At 64.2% G+C, this 15,947-nt stretch carries 17 protein-coding genes; 10 read left to right on the top strand and 7 right to left on the bottom strand.

Annotation, left to right across the window (positions count from 1 at the left end; genetic code table 11):
• Nucleotides 1-4 precede the first annotated feature (4 nt).
• The 4 genes from pcaG to pcaD are packed head-to-tail and all read right to left on the bottom strand — an operon-like array spanning nt 5 to nt 2,573.
• Nucleotides 5-619 carry a protocatechuate 3,4-dioxygenase subunit alpha gene (pcaG, locus tag AC07SZ_RS33195; RefSeq protein WP_494917604.1) on the bottom strand — a complete coding sequence of 205 codons (615 nt, stop codon included), beginning with the start codon at nt 617-619 and terminating at the stop codon, nt 5-7.
• Complete coding sequence (gene pcaH, locus AC07SZ_RS33190; protein ID WP_494917603.1) at nt 619-1,374, bottom strand: protocatechuate 3,4-dioxygenase subunit beta; 756 nt, start codon at nt 1,372-1,374, stop codon at nt 619-621. The genes pcaG and pcaH overlap by 1 nt, the downstream gene beginning before the upstream one ends.
• Entirely contained in the window at nt 1,364-1,771 is a 408-nt protein-coding gene (gene pcaC / locus AC07SZ_RS33185) for a 4-carboxymuconolactone decarboxylase (protein ID WP_172374272.1), read from the bottom strand. Before pcaC ends, pcaH begins: the two co-directional genes overlap by 11 nt.
• The gene (gene pcaD / locus AC07SZ_RS33180; protein ID WP_056565710.1) at nt 1,764-2,573 is read right to left on the bottom strand and encodes a 3-oxoadipate enol-lactonase; all 810 of its coding nucleotides are present in this window, start codon (nt 2,571-2,573) and stop codon (nt 1,764-1,766) included. The genes pcaC and pcaD overlap by 8 nt, the downstream gene beginning before the upstream one ends.
• 93 nt (nt 2,574-2,666) lie before the next feature.
• Here pcaD and pcaQ point away from each other — a divergent pair, with 93 nt between their 5' ends.
• Together pcaQ and AC07SZ_RS33170 are read left to right on the top strand one after the other, a co-directional pair.
• Nucleotides 2,667-3,584 carry a pca operon transcription factor PcaQ gene (pcaQ, locus tag AC07SZ_RS33175; RefSeq protein ID WP_172374274.1) on the top strand — a complete coding sequence of 306 codons (918 nt, stop codon included), beginning with the start codon at nt 2,667-2,669 and terminating at the stop codon, nt 3,582-3,584.
• A 14-nt stretch (nt 3,585-3,598) separates the two neighbouring features.
• Nucleotides 3,599-3,703: an aldehyde dehydrogenase family protein gene (locus AC07SZ_RS33170; RefSeq protein ID WP_494917602.1), complete on the top strand. Its 105-nt coding sequence runs from the start codon at nt 3,599-3,601 to the stop codon at nt 3,701-3,703.
• 63 nt (nt 3,704-3,766) lie between these two features.
• Here the strand turns inward: AC07SZ_RS33170 and AC07SZ_RS33165 are convergent, their stop codons facing one another.
• Entirely contained in the window at nt 3,767-4,696 is a 930-nt protein-coding gene (locus tag AC07SZ_RS33165) for an aldose 1-epimerase (RefSeq protein ID WP_494917601.1), read from the bottom strand.
• A 60-nt stretch (nt 4,697-4,756) separates the two neighbouring features.
• Here AC07SZ_RS33165 and AC07SZ_RS33160 point away from each other — a divergent pair, with 60 nt between their 5' ends.
• The 8 genes from AC07SZ_RS33160 to AC07SZ_RS33125 all read left to right on the top strand — a co-directional run bounded on the left by AC07SZ_RS33160 (nt 4,757) and on the right by AC07SZ_RS33125 (nt 13,016).
• A complete protein-coding gene (locus AC07SZ_RS33160; protein WP_056564582.1) occupies nt 4,757-5,548 on the top strand; it encodes a FadR/GntR family transcriptional regulator in 792 nt (263 codons plus the stop codon).
• Nucleotides 5,545-7,272, top strand: coding sequence for an IlvD/Edd family dehydratase (locus tag AC07SZ_RS33155; RefSeq protein WP_494917600.1), 1,728 nt, complete (start codon nt 5,545-5,547; stop codon nt 7,270-7,272). The genes AC07SZ_RS33160 and AC07SZ_RS33155 overlap by 4 nt, the downstream gene beginning before the upstream one ends.
• Nucleotides 7,273-7,281: 9 nt before the next feature.
• Entirely contained in the window at nt 7,282-8,061 is a 780-nt protein-coding gene (locus AC07SZ_RS33150; protein ID WP_056564588.1) for an SDR family NAD(P)-dependent oxidoreductase, read from the top strand.
• A gap of 32 nt (nt 8,062-8,093) precedes the next feature.
• Nucleotides 8,094-9,092: an AraD1 family protein gene (gene araD1, locus AC07SZ_RS33145; protein WP_056564591.1), complete on the top strand. Its 999-nt coding sequence runs from the start codon at nt 8,094-8,096 to the stop codon at nt 9,090-9,092.
• A 52-nt stretch (nt 9,093-9,144) separates the two neighbouring features.
• Nucleotides 9,145-10,170: an ABC transporter substrate-binding protein gene (locus AC07SZ_RS33140; protein WP_056564594.1), complete on the top strand. Its 1,026-nt coding sequence runs from the start codon at nt 9,145-9,147 to the stop codon at nt 10,168-10,170.
• A 76-nt stretch (nt 10,171-10,246) separates the two neighbouring features.
• The gene (locus AC07SZ_RS33135) at nt 10,247-11,350 is read left to right on the top strand and encodes an ABC transporter ATP-binding protein (RefSeq protein WP_494917599.1); all 1,104 of its coding nucleotides are present in this window, start codon (nt 10,247-10,249) and stop codon (nt 11,348-11,350) included.
• Nucleotides 11,351-11,385: 35 nt separating this feature from the next.
• On the top strand, nt 11,386-12,219 hold the full coding sequence (locus AC07SZ_RS33130) for an ABC transporter permease (RefSeq protein ID WP_244493906.1): 834 nt from the start codon (nt 11,386-11,388) through the stop codon (nt 12,217-12,219).
• Entirely contained in the window at nt 12,216-13,016 is an 801-nt protein-coding gene (locus AC07SZ_RS33125; protein WP_494917598.1) for an ABC transporter permease, read from the top strand. The genes AC07SZ_RS33130 and AC07SZ_RS33125 overlap by 4 nt, the downstream gene beginning before the upstream one ends.
• A 15-nt stretch (nt 13,017-13,031) precedes the next feature.
• Here the strand turns inward: AC07SZ_RS33125 and AC07SZ_RS33120 are convergent, their stop codons facing one another.
• Both AC07SZ_RS33120 and AC07SZ_RS33115 read right to left on the bottom strand, forming a co-directional pair.
• Nucleotides 13,032-14,435: an FAD-binding oxidoreductase gene (locus AC07SZ_RS33120; RefSeq protein ID WP_056564606.1), complete on the bottom strand. Its 1,404-nt coding sequence runs from the start codon at nt 14,433-14,435 to the stop codon at nt 13,032-13,034.
• A gap of 214 nt (nt 14,436-14,649) precedes the next feature.
• Complete coding sequence (locus AC07SZ_RS33115; RefSeq protein ID WP_056564608.1) at nt 14,650-15,909, bottom strand: ABC transporter substrate-binding protein; 1,260 nt, start codon at nt 15,907-15,909, stop codon at nt 14,650-14,652.
• Between the last annotated feature and the right edge of the window lie 38 nt (nt 15,910-15,947).

Genomic DNA, 15,947 nt, shown 5'->3' with positions numbered 1-15,947 from the left:
TCTCCTAGCTGTCGAAGAAGACCGTTTCCTTCTCCCCCTGGAGATGGACATCGAAGACGTAGGTGTCGCCCTGGCGCTCGGCGATCAGCGTCGGCACGCGGACGCGCTGCTCGATACGCGCCAGGATCGGATCCCCGGCATTGGCTTCTTCCTCATCGGAGAAGTACAGCCTTGTGTGCAGGCCGAGATTGATGCCGCGCGCGACGATCCACAGCGTGATGTGCGGTGCCATCGGGCGGCCATCGCGGAACGGCACGCGGCCGGGCTTGATCGTCTCGAAGGCGCAGACGCCAGTGTCCATGTCGGTCGGGCAACGGCCCCAGCCGAAGAAGTTCGGATCGGCGACACCGCGCAATTCAGCCGGCGAATTGTAGAGTCCGTCCGCGTTAGCCTGCCAGATCTCGATCAGAGCGTCCTTGAGCGGCGTCCCGGTGCCGTCAAGCACCCGGATGCGCAGGCCGATGCGCTCGCCTTTTGTCTTCTCGTTGACCATGGTCGCGCCAAGGTCACTGGCATAGACGCCACCGATGCCGCAAAAATTGGGCGTCAGCCCGATATGGACGTAAGGGCCCGCCGTCTGCGAAGGGCTTTCCCTGAGCCTGTCGGGCAACTGGGCCATCAATTGCCCTCCAGCCGGTTTTCGAACAGCGACGAGCGGCGCCCGCGCAGCACGATATCGAACTTGTAGCCGAGCGCATCCATCGGGATCGTCGCCTGCGTGTCGAGGACGGCCGTCAGCGCCTCGATGGCCGCCTTGTCGGCGATGCCGCGAACGATCGGGCATTTCCAGATGAGCGGATCGCCCTCGAAATACATCTGGGTGATCAGCCGCTGGGCAAAGCCATGGCCGAACACCGAGAAGTGAATGTGCGCGGGGCGCCAGTCATTGGGGCCGTTCGGCCATGGATAGGGCCCGGGCTTGACGGTTCGGAAGGCATAGAAGCCATCCTCGCTTGTGATGGTGCGGCCGCAGCCGCCGAAATTCGGATCGAGCGGCGCGAGATAGCCATCCCTCTTGTGGCGGTAGCGGCCACCGGCATTGGCCTGCCAGAATTCGAGCAGCACGCCGGGCACCCCAATGCCGCGTTCGTCGAGCACGCGCCCATGGACGATGATGCGCTCGCCGATGGCGCTCTCGCCCGGCCTGGCGAAATTATGGATCAGGTCGTTGTCGAACTCGCCCAGCATGGCGTGACCGAAGACAGGTCCCGCTATTTCCGACAGCGTGTTGTCGAAGGACAAAAGCGGCTTCCGCGGCGAGCGCAGCACCGAACTCTTGTAGCCTGGCGTCAGCGCCGGCGGGTGCCATGTCCGGTCGCGCTGGAAGAAGGCGCCGGTCTCGGGCCTCCGGTTCGAGCCGGACTCAGCGGGCATTGTCGGCTCCGTCCATCTCCGAAAACACGTCCTTGGCGATCTTGAAGGCACGGTTGGCGGCCGGCACGCCGGCATAGATGGCGACATGCAGGAACGCCTCGCGGATGTCGTCGCGCGTGGCGCCGGTGTTGGCGGTGGCGCGCACATGCATGGCCACTTCCTCATCATGGCCGAGCGCGGCCAGCAGCGCCAGCGTGACGATCGAACGCTCGCGCCTGGTGAAGCCCGGCCGCGCCCACACCGTCCCCCAGGCGGCCTCGGTGATCAGCTCCTGGAACGGCTGGTCGAAACCGGTCGCCGCGACATTGGCCCGATCGACGTGGCGGTCGCCGAGCACCGACCGTCGCACGGCAAGGCCTGTCCGATATCTTGCCGTATTGCCGGGGACTTCATCCATGGGTTTCTCCAGGGGCAAGCGATGCGACAAAACCGCGGATCAGCGCGACCAGCGCCTCCGGCTGCTCGATGCACGGAATGTGCCCGGCGTTGCGGATGATTTCGAAACGTGCGCCGGGGATCAGATCCGCCAGCGAGCGGACAAGATCGGGAGGCGTCGAGCCGTCCTGGTCACCGACGACGCAGAGTGTCGGGACAGCGATGCGGCGCGCGCTCTCGGTGAAATCGGCGTCGCGGACAGCCTTGCATGTCCCGATATAGCCCGGCAGCGCCTGCCGGGTCAGCATGTTGCGGCAACCGGCAAGGTCGGCGGGGCGCCCGGCATGGAAATCCGGCGTGAACCACACTTTCATCACGCCATCGGCGATCGCCTCGATGCCGTAGCGCTCCACGACCGCGATACGGCTGTTCCAGCTTTCGGCGGTACCGATCTTGTGGGCGGTGTCGCTGAGGATCAGGCCCAGGACGCTTTCAGGGCGGCGGACATGCAGGCCCTGCGCCACCATGCCGCCGACCGACAGGCCAAACAGCACGACCTTGTCGAAACCGAAGTGGTCGACGAGGGCGTGCAGATCGTCGACATGGTCGTTAATCGAGTGGACGCCGCTGCCGATGTCGGAGAGACCGTGGCCGCGCTTGTCATAGACGAGCAGCGGCATCTCGCCGGCCAAAAGCGCAACGACTTCATCCCAGATCCGCAGATCGGTGCCGAGCGAATTGATGAACACGATCGGGGCCGTCTTGCCGTCCGCCTCGACATATCGGTGGTGCAGCGTGATGCCGCCAATGGTGACGAATGGCACGATTTCGATCCTCCATCTCCACATTGCACGCCGCATTTGGTTCGGTAAAATGATATTTTGCGCCGTTTCATTAACTCGGGGGTTATCAAATTCATGCCCGACAGCCGCATCCGGTTCCGTCACCTGCAGGCATTCCTGGAAGTCGCCCGGCAGGGCAGCGTGGCCCGCGCCGCCGACTTCCTGCATGTCAGCGCGCCGGCGGTGACCAAGACCCTGCGTGAACTGGAAGAGGCGCTCGGCATCGCCGTGGTCGAGCGCGACGGGCGCGGCATCCGGGTCACCAGGCTTGGCGAAATCTTCCTGGACCATGCCGGCTCGGCAATATCGGCGTTGAAGCGGGGCATCGATTCCGTTCGCCAGGACGGTACCATCCATCGCCACCCGATCCGCATCGGCGCGCTGCCGACAGTGTCGACGAAGGTGATGCCGCAAGCCATGAGCCTGTTCCTCAAGGAGAACACCGGAGCTGCGATCAAGATCGTCACCGGGGAGAACGCCGTGCTGCTAGAGCAGTTGCGCAGCGGCGCGCTCGATCTCGTCGTCGGTCGGCTGGCGGCGCCCGAAAACATGACCGGTTTCTTCTTCGAGCACCTCTACTCGGAACAGGTGCTCTTCGTCGTGCGCGCCGGGCATCCGCTGCTGGAACCGGGAGCGGACATCTTCGCCAGGCTCGACGAATTCCCGGTGCTGATGCCGACCCGGGAATCCGTCATCCGTCCCTTTGTCGATCGCCTCTTCATCACCAATGGCATGACCGCGCCGGCAACCGAGATCGAGACGGTCTCGGATTCCTTCGGGCGTTCCTTCATGCGGCAGAGCAATGCGGTGTGGATCATCTCGGCCGGCGTGGTCGCCAACGAGCTCGCGAGCCGCGCCTTCGTCGCCTTGCCGGTCGACACCGAGCAAACCAAAGGGCCGGTCGGCCTGACGATGCGCACCGACACCGCGCCCTCGCCCGCCTTCACGATCCTGCTGCAGACCATTCGCGAAGCCGCAAGGCCGGGCGCCTGACCTTCGGCGCGTTCATGCATCAAGGCCGGACCTGCATGTCGACCGGGCGGCCGACCGTCGATGAGAAGATAGCCGATCGGTTCGTTTCCAAGCTTGCGGCCCGCGCGTCGCAACGGTGATCCGCGCGGCCATGTCGTGCCGGGCTCGCCGCGAGGCCGCCAAGTTTGTCACCGGCAACGACGTCAGACGGCCCGTGACGGCGTGAAGCGAACGCAGGCGGATCGCCTCTGCCCGGGCGCCAGCATTATCCAGCCAGTGTTGGTGTCCTCGTCGTTCACGCGGTTGAAGGCATCGGTGATGTTGCTGACCGGCTCGGCGCAAAAGAACGGCTCACCCGGCGGCGTGTAGAGGACGAGGAAATCGAGCGGTGCCTCGGCCTCCATGTCCAGTTGCCGCCCATGCTCCGGCCAGGAGATCCGGGCACGGCGCGTCCATCCGGTGAAAACCGTGTCGAAATCCACCTCCGACACGTCAAAGCCGATGGATGGATCGGCCCCTGCTGGCGGCGGAACGTGACGGACAGGCAGTATCTCCGCGTCGGTTTCCCACATGCCGGACACCGACGCCTGGACATGCGTCCACGGCGTCGACGGGAAATAGGGATGGAGGCCGAAGCCAGCCGGCATCGGCGCGTCCGACAGGTTGCGCACGGCAATGGTTATGGAAAGCGTACCGTCAGCCAGAGTGATCTCCTGCTCGGCTTCATAGCTCCATGGCCAGGAATCGGCGGCGTGGCGATAGCGCAGGACGATCGTGCCGGCTTCGTGCCTCACAACCGTCCAAGGATGGCGCCAGCCATGGCCGTGCTCATGGTGCGGATCCTCCGGCCGACTGGGCAGTTGGACAGTGCGACCCGCGAATTCGAAGCGGCCGCCCCTTATGCGATTGGAATAGGGGATGAGCGGGAAGCAGGCCATGGCGCCTGCATCGCGACGGCTGATCGCCAGCGGATCCGCTGGGCGCAGCCAATCCACGACAGAGCCATCTTGCCACCACCGATACGATGCCACGGCGCCGCCGGCTGCAGGAGCAATGTCGACAGTCGCGATGCCGTCGCTGATCGAGACCAGTTCGGTCTGCTGCGCGGCAACGGCAGCGGAATTCTTTGTCATCGGCATCCCCCATCCCTTGACTCCAATCGCCATGGCTATAAGACATATCATATGAATAGTATGAAGAATAAGAAATCTTTCAGCACGGCGCGTACGTCACGGGTTGCCGTGGCGGTCTCCAGTGGCTCCACCGCGCTGCACGCGACCGTCGTCGAGCAGATTGGCTTGCGCATCGTCCAGGGCGACTTCCTGCCAGGAGAAGCCCTGCCCAATGCGGACGATTCCAGCGAGATGCTGGGCGTCAGTCGCACGGTGCTGCGCGAGGCGATCAAGGTGCTGGCCGGCAAGGGGCTGGTCGAATCGCGGCCGAAAACCGGCACACGCGTGCGTCCCCGCTCCGACTGGAATTTCCTCGACCCCGACGTGCTGTCATGGCGCTACGCCGGCGGCATCAGCGCCGACGATGTGCGCGCGCTGTTCGAATTGCGCCGCGCCATCGAGCCGATGTCGGCAGCCCTCGCCGCCCAGCGCGCCAACCCGGCGCAGATCGCCGAGATCCAGGCGGCACTCGCCGAAATGGAAGCGGTGAGCGACGATGGCGACCGCTTCGCCAAGCCCGATCTGGTGTTCCATCAGACCATCCTGCGCATGACCGGCAATGAGCTGATCGGCTCGCTGGCCGCACTGGTCGAAACCGCGTTGGTGATGAGCTTTCGCCTCTCCAACGACAATCCGGATGGACAGCGCCACTCCTTGCCGCTGCATCGCGAGGTCGCCGAGAAGATCGCCGCCGGCGACGCGCTCGGTGCGCAGAAAGCGTTGCTGGTGCTCATCGACAATGCCGAGGACGACGTGCGCCGCAGCGTCGAGAACCGCAACAAACGCCGCAACGATCGGGGCCAGCAATCGTGACCGACACCAAACGCAAACTGCGGTCCGAAGCCTGGTTCGGCGGTGAAGGCAAGAACGCCTTCATGCACCGCAGCTGGATGAAGAACCAGGGCATCCCGGCAGACGCTTTCGACGGCCGCCCGGTGATCGGCATCTGCAACACATGGTCCGAATTGACCCCGTGCAACGCCCATCTCCGCGCCTTGGCCGACCACGTCAAGCGCGGCGTCTATGAGGCCGGCGGCCTGCCGCTGGAGTTTCCGGTAATGTCGCTGGGCGAGAGCAACATGCGCCCGACCGCCATGCTGTTCCGCAATCTGGTGAGCATGGATGTCGAGGAATCCATCCGCGGCAATCCCATCGACGGCGTGATCCTGCTGGTCGGCTGCGACAAGACCACGCCGGCGCTGCTGATGGGGGCTGCCTCGTGCAACCTGCCGACCATCACCGTCTCCGGCGGGCCGATGCTCAACGGCAAGTTTCGCGGACAAGACATAGGCTCGGGCACGCATGTGTGGAAATTCGCCGAGGAGGTGAAGGCGGGGCGCATGCCGGTCGCCGACTTCCTCGCCGCCGAGCAAGGCCAGAGCCGGTCGGCCGGCAGCTGCATGACGATGGGCACGGCTTCGACCATGGCCAGCATGGTGGAAGCACTCGGCATCGGCATGCCGGACAATGCCGCGATTCCGGCGGTGGATTCGCGCCGCGGCGTGCTTGCCCAACTGGCTGGACGCCAGATCGTCGAGCTCGTCCGCCGCGACGTGACGATAGCGCAGATCCTCACCAGGCAAGCGTTCGAGAATGCCATCCGCGTCAATGGCGCGATTGGCGGTTCGACCAATGCGGTGCTGCACCTGATCGCCATCGCAAACCGGGTTGGTGTCGATCTCAGCCTCGAGGACTGGGACCGTCTTGGCCGCGACGTTCCGACGATTGTCGACCTGATGCCGTCGGGCAGATTCCTGATGGAAGACTTCTACTATGCCGGGGGGCTAGCTGCGGTCATGGCGTCGCTTGATGAAGTGGGGCTTCTTCATCGCGACGTCATGACCGTCAGCGACAAGACGATCGGTGAATTGGTCGACGGCGCGCCCAATTACAACCGCGAGGTCATCCGTCCGCTGAGCGAACCGCTGACAGAGCAAGGCGGCATCTCGATCCTGCGCGGCAATCTGGCGCCCAACGGGGCGGTCATCAAGCCGTCGGCGGCGACGCCCGAGCTGATGCAGCATCGCGGCAAGGCTGTCGTCTTCGAGAACATCGAGCACTACTACGCCCGCATCGACGACCCGGAACTGGATATCGACGCCTCTTCGGTGATGGTGCTGAAGAACTGCGGACCGCGCGGCTATCCCGGCATGGCCGAGGTCGGCAACATGCCGCTGCCGGCCAAGCTGCTCAAGCAGGGCGTCTCCGACATGGTGCGCATTTCGGACGCACGCATGAGCGGCACGGCCTACGGCACCGTCGTGCTGCATGTGGCGCCTGAAGCGGCGGCAGGCGGCGCGCTGGCGCTGGTGCGCGACGGCGATCTCATCGAGCTCGACGTTGCCGGCCGCCGTCTGGAATTGCTGGTATCGGACGAGGAACTGGCGATCCGCCGTCTCGACTGGAAGCCGCCGGCACCGCCCGAAGGCGGCTACCAGAGCCTCTATGTCGAGCGTGTTCTGCAGGCCGACAGGGGCTGCGATTTCGACTTTCTCGTCGGCCGGCGCGATGCCGGCATTCCCCGGCATTCCCACTAGAGACGCACGATGACGGATCCAATCGGCAGCTACGCGACCTACCCAAGCCTCAAGGGCCGCAGCGTCTTCATCACCGGCGGCGGCAGCGGCATCGGTGAAAGCCTGGTGCGCCATTTCTGCGCGCAAGGCAGCCGTGTGGCTTTCGTCGATCTGGCCGAGGAGCCGTCTCGGCGGCTCGTCGATGCGATCGCGGCCGAAGGACATAGCGCACCGCTGTTCATTCCCTGCGACCTGCGCAATGTCGAAGAGCTGCAGGCAGCCACAACGCAGGCAGCACGGCACAATGGTCCGATCCAGGCGCTTTGCAACAATGCCGGCAATGACGACCGGCATCAGACCAAGGACGTCACGGTCGCCTATTGGGATGACCGCATGGCGGTCAATCTGCGCCACCAGTTCTTCGCTGCGCAGGCGGTGCGCCCGCAGATGAGTGCGCAGGGCGGCGGCTCGATCATCAATTTCGGCTCCATCACCTGGATGGTCGGCGATCCCGATTGCCCGGCCTATGTCACCGCCAAAGCCGCTGTCTACGGCATGACGCGGGCGCTGGCCCGTGAACTCGGCCCCGAGCGCATCCGAGTCAACTGCATGGTGCCCGGCTGGGTGATGACCGAGCGCCAGATGCGGCTGTGGCTGAACCCGGCCGGCGAACGCCAGATCGACGAAAGGCAGTGCCTGCCGGACCGGCTGCAGCCCTCCGATATCGCGCGCATGGCGCTGTTCCTCGCCGCCGACGACAGCCGCATGTGCACGAGCCAGCAGTTCATCGTCGATGCCGGCTGGGTGTAACCCGCGCGGCTCCAAGGGAAGAAGGGTATTTCATGCGTCTTGTTCAGTTCAGAATGCCGGATGGCAGCAGGCGGGTCGGCCGTGTTTCCGATGACGGCAACCGCCTGCATCCGCTCGAAAAGACGGCCAGCGTGCTGGACCTCGCCGAAGCGGCGATCGCCGAGGGTGTATCAATCGCCTCGCTGGTCGAGAAGCGGACGGGCGCCGCGACAGTCGACTATGACGAGCTGTTGCGCGATGGCCGCGTGCTCGCCCCGTTGGATCACCCGGAGCCGGCGCGGTTCCTGGTCACCGGCACCGGCCTGACCCACACCGGAAGTGCCGCCGCACGCAACCAGATGCATGTTCTGACGCATGGCGAAGGTGCCGAGGAATCCGATTCCTTGAAAATCTTCCGCATGGGGTTGGAGGGCGGTAAACCCGGCGCCGGCAAGATCGGCATCCAGCCCGAGTGGTTCTTCAAGGGCGTCGGCACCTGCATTGTGCCGCCTGGCGCGCCGCTGCCGATGCCGGCATTCGCGAAAGCCGGGGCAGAGGAAGCCGAGATCGTCGGACTTTACCTGAATGGTCCGGACGGCCATCCCCACCGCATCGGCTATGCGCTCGGAAACGAATACTCCGACCACGTGACGGAGGGCGAGAACTATCTCTACCTCGCGCATTCCAAGCTGCGCTCCTGCTCGATCGGCCCCGAACTGCTGATCGGCGAGCTGCCGAACGAAGTGCGCGGCTATTCACGCATCCTGCGCGACGGCACCGTCATCTGGGAGCAGGAATTCCTGTCGGGCGAGGCGCACATGTCGCACTCGATCGCCAACCTCGAGCATTTCCATTTCCGCTACCCGATGCACCGCAGGCCGGGTGACCTGCACGCCTATTTCTTCGGGGCGGCGGTGATGAGCTACGCCTCCGGCGTCAAGACGGCTTCCGGCGACGAGTATGAAATCCAGGCACAGACATTCGGCAAGCCGCTCCGCAACAGAATGGTGTCGGTGCCGGACGAGGGGCTGGTCACCGTCACCCAGCTGTGACGGCGAAAGTCCGACAATTACGGTCCACCAGAACGACAATGGGAGATTAAAAATGGGACTGAAGAAAGTGTTTCTAAGACTGGCGACAATCGGGCTCGGCATCGGCCTGATGACATCGGCCGCATTGGCCGCGAACCTGCGGGTTCTGGCTTGGGACGGCTACGCCGACCCGGATTGGGTGAAGGACTTCACGGCCGCCACCGGCATCGGCGTCGATGTCGTCTTCATCGGCAGCGACGACGAGATCTGGGCCAAGATCAAGGGCAGCGAAGGGCAGGATTTCGACGTCTTCGCCGTCAACACCGCCCAGTTGCAGCGCTACATCAAGGCCGATCTGGTGTCGCCGATCGACATCACCAAGCTGCCCAACCAGAAGGAAGTGCTGCCGCGCTTCCGTGACCTGTCGCAGGTCAGCGGCGACACCAAGGACGGCAAGGTCTACGGCATTCCCTTCTGCTTCGATTCCATCGGGCTGATCTACGACACCGACAAGGTCAAGCCGGCCCCGACTTCGATGTCGGTGCTCTGGGATCCGGCCTACAAGGGCAAGATCCTGGCCTATGACAATGGCGAACACAATTTCTCGTTCACCGCACTGACGCTCGGCTACAAGGATCCGTTCAACCTCAATGAGGAGCAGATGGCGGCGGTCAAGGCCAAGCTGGTCGAGCTCAAGCGCAATGTGCTGAGCTTCTACACCACCGCCGACGAGGCGCAGCAGATCTACCAGAACAATGACGTTGCCCTGATCTGGGCCAATTACGGCCAGCAGCAGGTCAAGGCACTGCAGAAGATCGGTGCCCACGTCGCCTACATCAATCCAAGCGAGGGAGCGCTGGCCTGGCTGGACAACTGGGTGATCTCCAAGGGCGTCCGCGACAATGCGGCGGCTGAGAAGTGGATCGACTTCATGCTGACGAAGAAGGTCAGCGGCGAGCTTTCCGAGCGCACCGGCTTCGGCAACACCGTGGTCGAGTCGAGCAGCGCCGGCAGCAACGACAAGCTGGTCTGGCTCAACAATGTCGAGGACCCGCTCAAGCGCTCGGATATGTGGAACGAGGTCAAGGCGACGCCCTGATCCTTTCCGCACCTGATTTCGAAGGACCCGGCGGTCCGGACGTACCGGACCGCCGCAGCGTATGCGAGACTATATCATGAACCAGAACACCGACCTGCTGACGCTGCGGTCCGTCTCGAAATCCTACGGCACGGTTCCCGTGCTGCACGACATCGACCTGTCGATCAAGGACGGTGAGTTCCTGACCGTTCTCGGGCCTTCGGGTTCGGGCAAGACGACTGTCCTGCGGCTGATCGGCGGGCTCGAGCCGCTGACGTCAGGCGAGATCCGCCTCGACGGTCAGGACATCAGCCGCATGCCGATCAACAAGCGGCCCTTCAACACCGTGTTCCAGGACTATGCGCTGTTCCCGCACATGACCGTTTCCGGCAATGTCGGATACGGGCTTTCGGTGCGCCATGTCCAGCGCAAGGAGATCGCGCGCCGTGTCGCGGAGGCGCTGGAACTGGTGCAGCTCGGTCGTTTCGCCGACCGCTTCCCGGCACAGCTTTCCGGGGGCCAGCGCCAGCGCGTCGCGCTCGCCCGCGCGCTGATCTGCCAGCCGCGCCTGATCCTGCTCGACGAGCCGCTCGCGGCACTCGACCTCGAATTGCGCCGGCAGATGCAGGAGTTCCTGAAATCCATCCAGCGCGAGATCAAGACCACCTTCCTGTTCGTCACCCATGACCAGGAGGAGGCGATCGGCATGGCCGACCGGATCTGCGTCATGCAGGCGGGGCACATTCGCCAGCTCGGCACGCCGCACGACCTCTATTACAAGCCGAATTGCGAGTTCGTGGCGCGCTTCTTCGGCGAGAACAACCTGGTGGCCGGGAAACTCGGTCCCGTCCAGGGCGACCTGCGATCGATCGAGACCGCGCTTGGGCGCCTTGTCTGTTCGATCGGCGGTCAGCCGCATTTGCAAGCCGCGCCGGATGGCGCCGCCGCCTTCGCGGCGTTCCGTCCCGAAGCCTTGCATCTTGCCGACGCCAAGGACAGCGGCAACCGCTTTTCCGGCACCATCGCGGACCTGGCCTTTGCCGGCTCGTCAACCGTCGCCACGATCGCCTCGGATGCCGGCAATGCCGCGCAACGCCTGCGGCTGCGCATGCCGAGCCGGATCGGCGGCAGCGTGCTGAGATCCGGCGAAACGGTCTCGCTGTGCTTTGCGCCGCATGAAGGCCATCTGGTGCTGGCATGAGCGCGGCCGCAACGATACAGCCCCCAGAAAGGCGTTTGTCGCTGCTGGTGACGGTGCTGGCCTTCGCCTTGCCTGTGATCTTCGTGCTCGTGCCGCTGGCGATCTTCCTGGTCTACAGTTTCTTCAGCGTCGACCAGGGCACGATCGTCTACGCGCCGACGCTCGGCAACTATGTCAGGTTCTTCACCGACCCGATCTTTCTGCCCGTATTCTGGAACACCATCGTGCTGTGTTTGTCGGTGGCCGTCATCTGCATCCTGCTCGCCTATCCCGCCGCCTATTTCCTGACCACCCTCAGAGGGCGGTGGCGCTATGCCTTGCTGATGCTGCTGCTGGTGCCGCTGCTGATGAGCTACGTCATCAAGATCTACGCGATCCGCAGCATTCTCGGCCTCAACGGCTTCCTCAACAAGGCGCTGGTGGCGCTTGGCATATTGCAGCAGCCGTCGACGCTTTTCGTTTTCAACATGAACGCCATCCTGTTGACGCTGAGCCTGCTTTTGATCCCCTTCGCCATCCTGCCGATCTTCCTGTCGCTGGAGCGCATTCCGCAGACCTTGCTGCGCGCTTCCGATGATCTCGGCGCCAGCGGCCTGCAGACATTCCTGCGCATCACCTTGCCGCTCAGCCTGCCCGGCGTCGCCTCGGCGGCGAGCTTCGTCTTCGTGCTGGCGATCGGCGACTTCCTGACGCCGCAAATGGTCGGCGGGATCAGCGGCTTCACATTCGGGCGCATCCTCTACAGCCAATTCGGCACGGCCTATAACTGGCCGTTCGGCGCGGCACTCTCGGTGGCGCTGGCAATCGTGGTGATCTGCGCGATCCTCATCGGCGAACGCTTCGGACGCAGCCGGGGGACGTCGATATGAGCGCCCTGCCCCGGCCCGCCACCATCTTCCTGGCCGCGATCACAACGTTGGTCGCGGTGTTGCTCTACAGCCCGCTGTTCGTGCCGATCGTGTCGTCGTTCTTCACCATCTCGCATGGCGATGTCGACTGGTCGTCGCCCACCCTCTCGACCTATCGGGCGCTGGCCGGGAACGACGACATCCTGGCTGCCCTGCGCACCACGCTTATCGTCGGTATCTGCACCGTCATCCTTTCAGTGGTCAGCGGAACGCTGCTGGCGCTGTACTATCACGGCCGCCGTTCCGGACGGTCGATCCTGCAGTTCATCATCTTCCTGCCCTTCCTGATGCCGCCGATCATCAGCGGCCTTGCGCTGCTGATCTTCTTCCGCGAGATCGGCCTCGAGCGCTCGCTGCTGACGGTCGTCATCGGCCATACTGTCTTCGTGCTGGCGATCGTCTACCGAACCGTGCTGATGCGCCTGCAGTCGATGAGCCGCACGCTGGTCGAAGCGTCCTACGACCTCGGCGCCACCGGTTGGCAGACCTTCTGGCGCATCATCCTGCCGAACCTGTCGAGCGCGATGGTCGGCGGCGCCATCCTGGCCTTCGCGCTATCCTTCGACGAGACAATGATCACCATCCTGGTCACCGGCACGCAAAGCACGCTGCCGGTCAGGCTGTGGGCGATGATGCGGCTTGGCTTCTCACCCGACATCAATGCACTGGTGGCGCTGATCCTGATGTTCACCGTGCTGCTCTGCGTGCTCGCCGCCCGCTTCCTGATTCCCAGGCAGATGGCGACGGAGCGGACCTGAGCTATCGAACGCGCATCATCGTGCGAAGGCCGTCGGATCGAGATCGAAGACACGCCCCCGATTGAGAATGTTCTTCGGATCGAGCGCCGTCTTCAGCCGCCGCATCGTGGCGATCTCGGTGTCGCTGCGGACCAGATGCAGCCACTGCTTCTTGTCGAGGCCGATGCCGTGCTCGGCCGAAACGGCGCCGCCCGCCACCGCCACGCCGCAATAGACGATGCCGTAGGCCGCCGCCGGATCGACAGTGCGCACCTGGTAGTGCAGATTGCCATCGCCGAGATGGCCAAAGACGTAGATGTCGGCATTGGGGTCAAAGGCGCGGATCGCGGTCTCGGCTTCTTGCAGGAACGCCCCCATCCGTGCCAGCGGGATGCTGATGTCGACGCCAATTAGGCCTTTGATCGAAAACAGAACGCGATTGGCGTCCTCCCGCACGTCCCAAAGCGCCCGGAATTCGCGCGGCGACTGAGAGACGACGACATCATCGACCACGCCGTCCTCGACCGCCTGCATCAGGACTTCCGCGAAGCGCTCGCTGTCGCGTTCGGGCTCGCTGCCCTGAATCTCGGCCAGCACATAGACCGGAGAGCCGGCCGGCAACGGCGCCGACATCGCCATACTGCCAACCATGATGTCATAGAGCGGCGCGAAGTTGACCTCATAGGCGGACAATAAAGGGCCGAGCTTTTGCCGCAGCAGCCCAAGCAGGGCGATCGCCGCATCGAGCGAAGCGAGCGCGCAGAAGGCGTTCACCTCGGAGGCCGGCTTCGGATGCAGCCTGAGCGCGGCGCGGGTGACGACGCCGAGCGTCCCTTCCGCGCCGATGAAGAGCTGACCGAGGTCGTAGCCGGAATTGTCCTTGGGCAGCCCCTTAAGCGAGGACAGGACGCTGCCGTCGGCAAGCACGGCTTCCAGTCCCAGCACCTGCGCCCGGTACATGCCGTAGCGCAGCACACGGATGCCGCCGGCATTGGTGGCGATGTTGCCGCCGACCGTGGCCGAACCGCGCGCGCCGATATCGACGCCGAACATGAGCCCGGCACCATCCGCCACCTCTTGCACCGCCTGCAGCGTCACACCGGCTTCGGCGATGACGGTGGCGGCTTGAGCGTCCGGCGCGGCGAGGCCGCTCATGCGTTCCAGCGACAGCACGATCTCTCCAGGTTGGACGCGTGTGCCGCCGGCCAGCCCGGTGCGTCCGCCCTGGACGACGACCGGCTGGCCGAGAACGTTGCACCCGGCGAGTGCCGCCGCGACACCGACGGTATCGCGCGGGCGCAGCACCACTTCGGGCAGCACGCCAAGCTTGCCGTCGGGATCGTCGCGATAGCGTTGTTCGACAGCGGAGCCGGCAAGCACGCCGCCCTCGCCCAGCCGATCGCCGAGCGCGGAGAGAAGTCGTTCCGTTTCAGGCGACATCGGGATCAGGCGCTTGCGTGGCGAAGCGCAGCGTCTGCATCCATTGATCGGACGGTCCGATGAGTATTCGATCCGACACGCTCGCCATCCTTCAATTGCAGCTGGCCGATCCTATTCTTGATCGCTTGCCTTGCAAGCGATATCGGCCTGCCCCAGGCGATGCCGGCATCAAGTCGCGACAAGATGCGATCGATGCCGGAAGCGCCGTTTCAGCTTACTGAAGCTTGGCCTGCAGCGCGTTGACGTCGTCGGTGGTCATTTCGCCATCGGTCGTCACCTTGCCGTCGACGATCTTCCACAGCCGGAACGGGCCGGTGATGTCGCCATACTTGTCGAAGGCAACCGGGCCGATGACGCCTTCGTAGCGGATCGGCTTGCCGTCCTTGATCAGGCCAAGTGCCTTGGCGAACTCCTCCTTGCCGGCAAAGATCGGCGTGCCGGCCGGGTCGACGGCCTTGTACATCGCGTCCTTGATCTTGGCCGGATCCTCGGAACCGGCGATGGCGATGGCCAGCCCGACGATGGCGCCGGCATCATAGGAACGGTCGGCCGCCGGGTTGGACGGCTCGATGCCGGAGAATGCCTTGTAGTTCTTGGTGAAATACTCGGTCGATGCGGTCGGGCTGGTTCCCGATGACGTGCCATAGGCGTCCTTCAGATAGTCGGCGCCGACCGACTCGATGAAATCAGGGCTGTTCATGCCGTCATTGAGCAGGAATTTCTGCACGCCGCCCTGCGAAATCCAGGTGCGGGCGACGGTCGCGCCGTCGACCGGCGTGCTGACGAGATAGAGCCCGTCCGGCTCGCCCGCCATCGCAGCCGTCACTTCCGAGGCATAGCTGGACTGTTTCTCGTTGTAGGGCGTGTCGGAGACGATGGTGCCGCCGAGCGCTTTGTAGGCGCGCGAGAACTCAGCCACCATGTTGACGCCGAAGTCGTTGTTGACATGGATGATCGACAGCTTCTTGAAACCCTTGTCGATGGCGTATTTCGCGGCGGCGACACCCTGCAGCGCATCCGAGGTGATGGTGCGGAAGAAGATGCCGTTGGTCTTGCCGTCGCGGCCGAGCGCGGTCAGCGTCGGCGAAGAGGATGCCGGCGAAACCTGGACGATCTTGGCCGGTGCGGTGACCGAGGTCAGGATCGGGATCGACACCGAGGAGATGATGCCGCCGATGATGACCGGCACTTTCTTGACTTGAACCAGCTGGGTTGCGGCGTCGACCGCGATATTGCCCTGGCTCTGGCTGTCACGCGTATCGGTCGCGAGGTCGCAGCCGCGGACACCGCCGGCTTCATTGATGTCGCGGAAGGCCATTTCGACCGACTTGGCACCGGCCTGGCCATATTCGCCGGCCGGGCCGGTCAGTTCCATGACGAGGCCGACGGTGATCTTGCAATCGGCGGCCTGCGCGGCGCCCGCCAACGTGACGAGAGCGAGCGCGGTGGTGAGTTGGAGTATCGTCTTTCTCATTGTTGTTCCCCTTGGGTTGTCAGGCAATAATTTGATCT

Source organism: Mesorhizobium sp. GW821-FHT07A06 (assembly GCF_059419085.1).
This window is presented reverse-complemented; position numbering and strand designations above follow the sequence as displayed.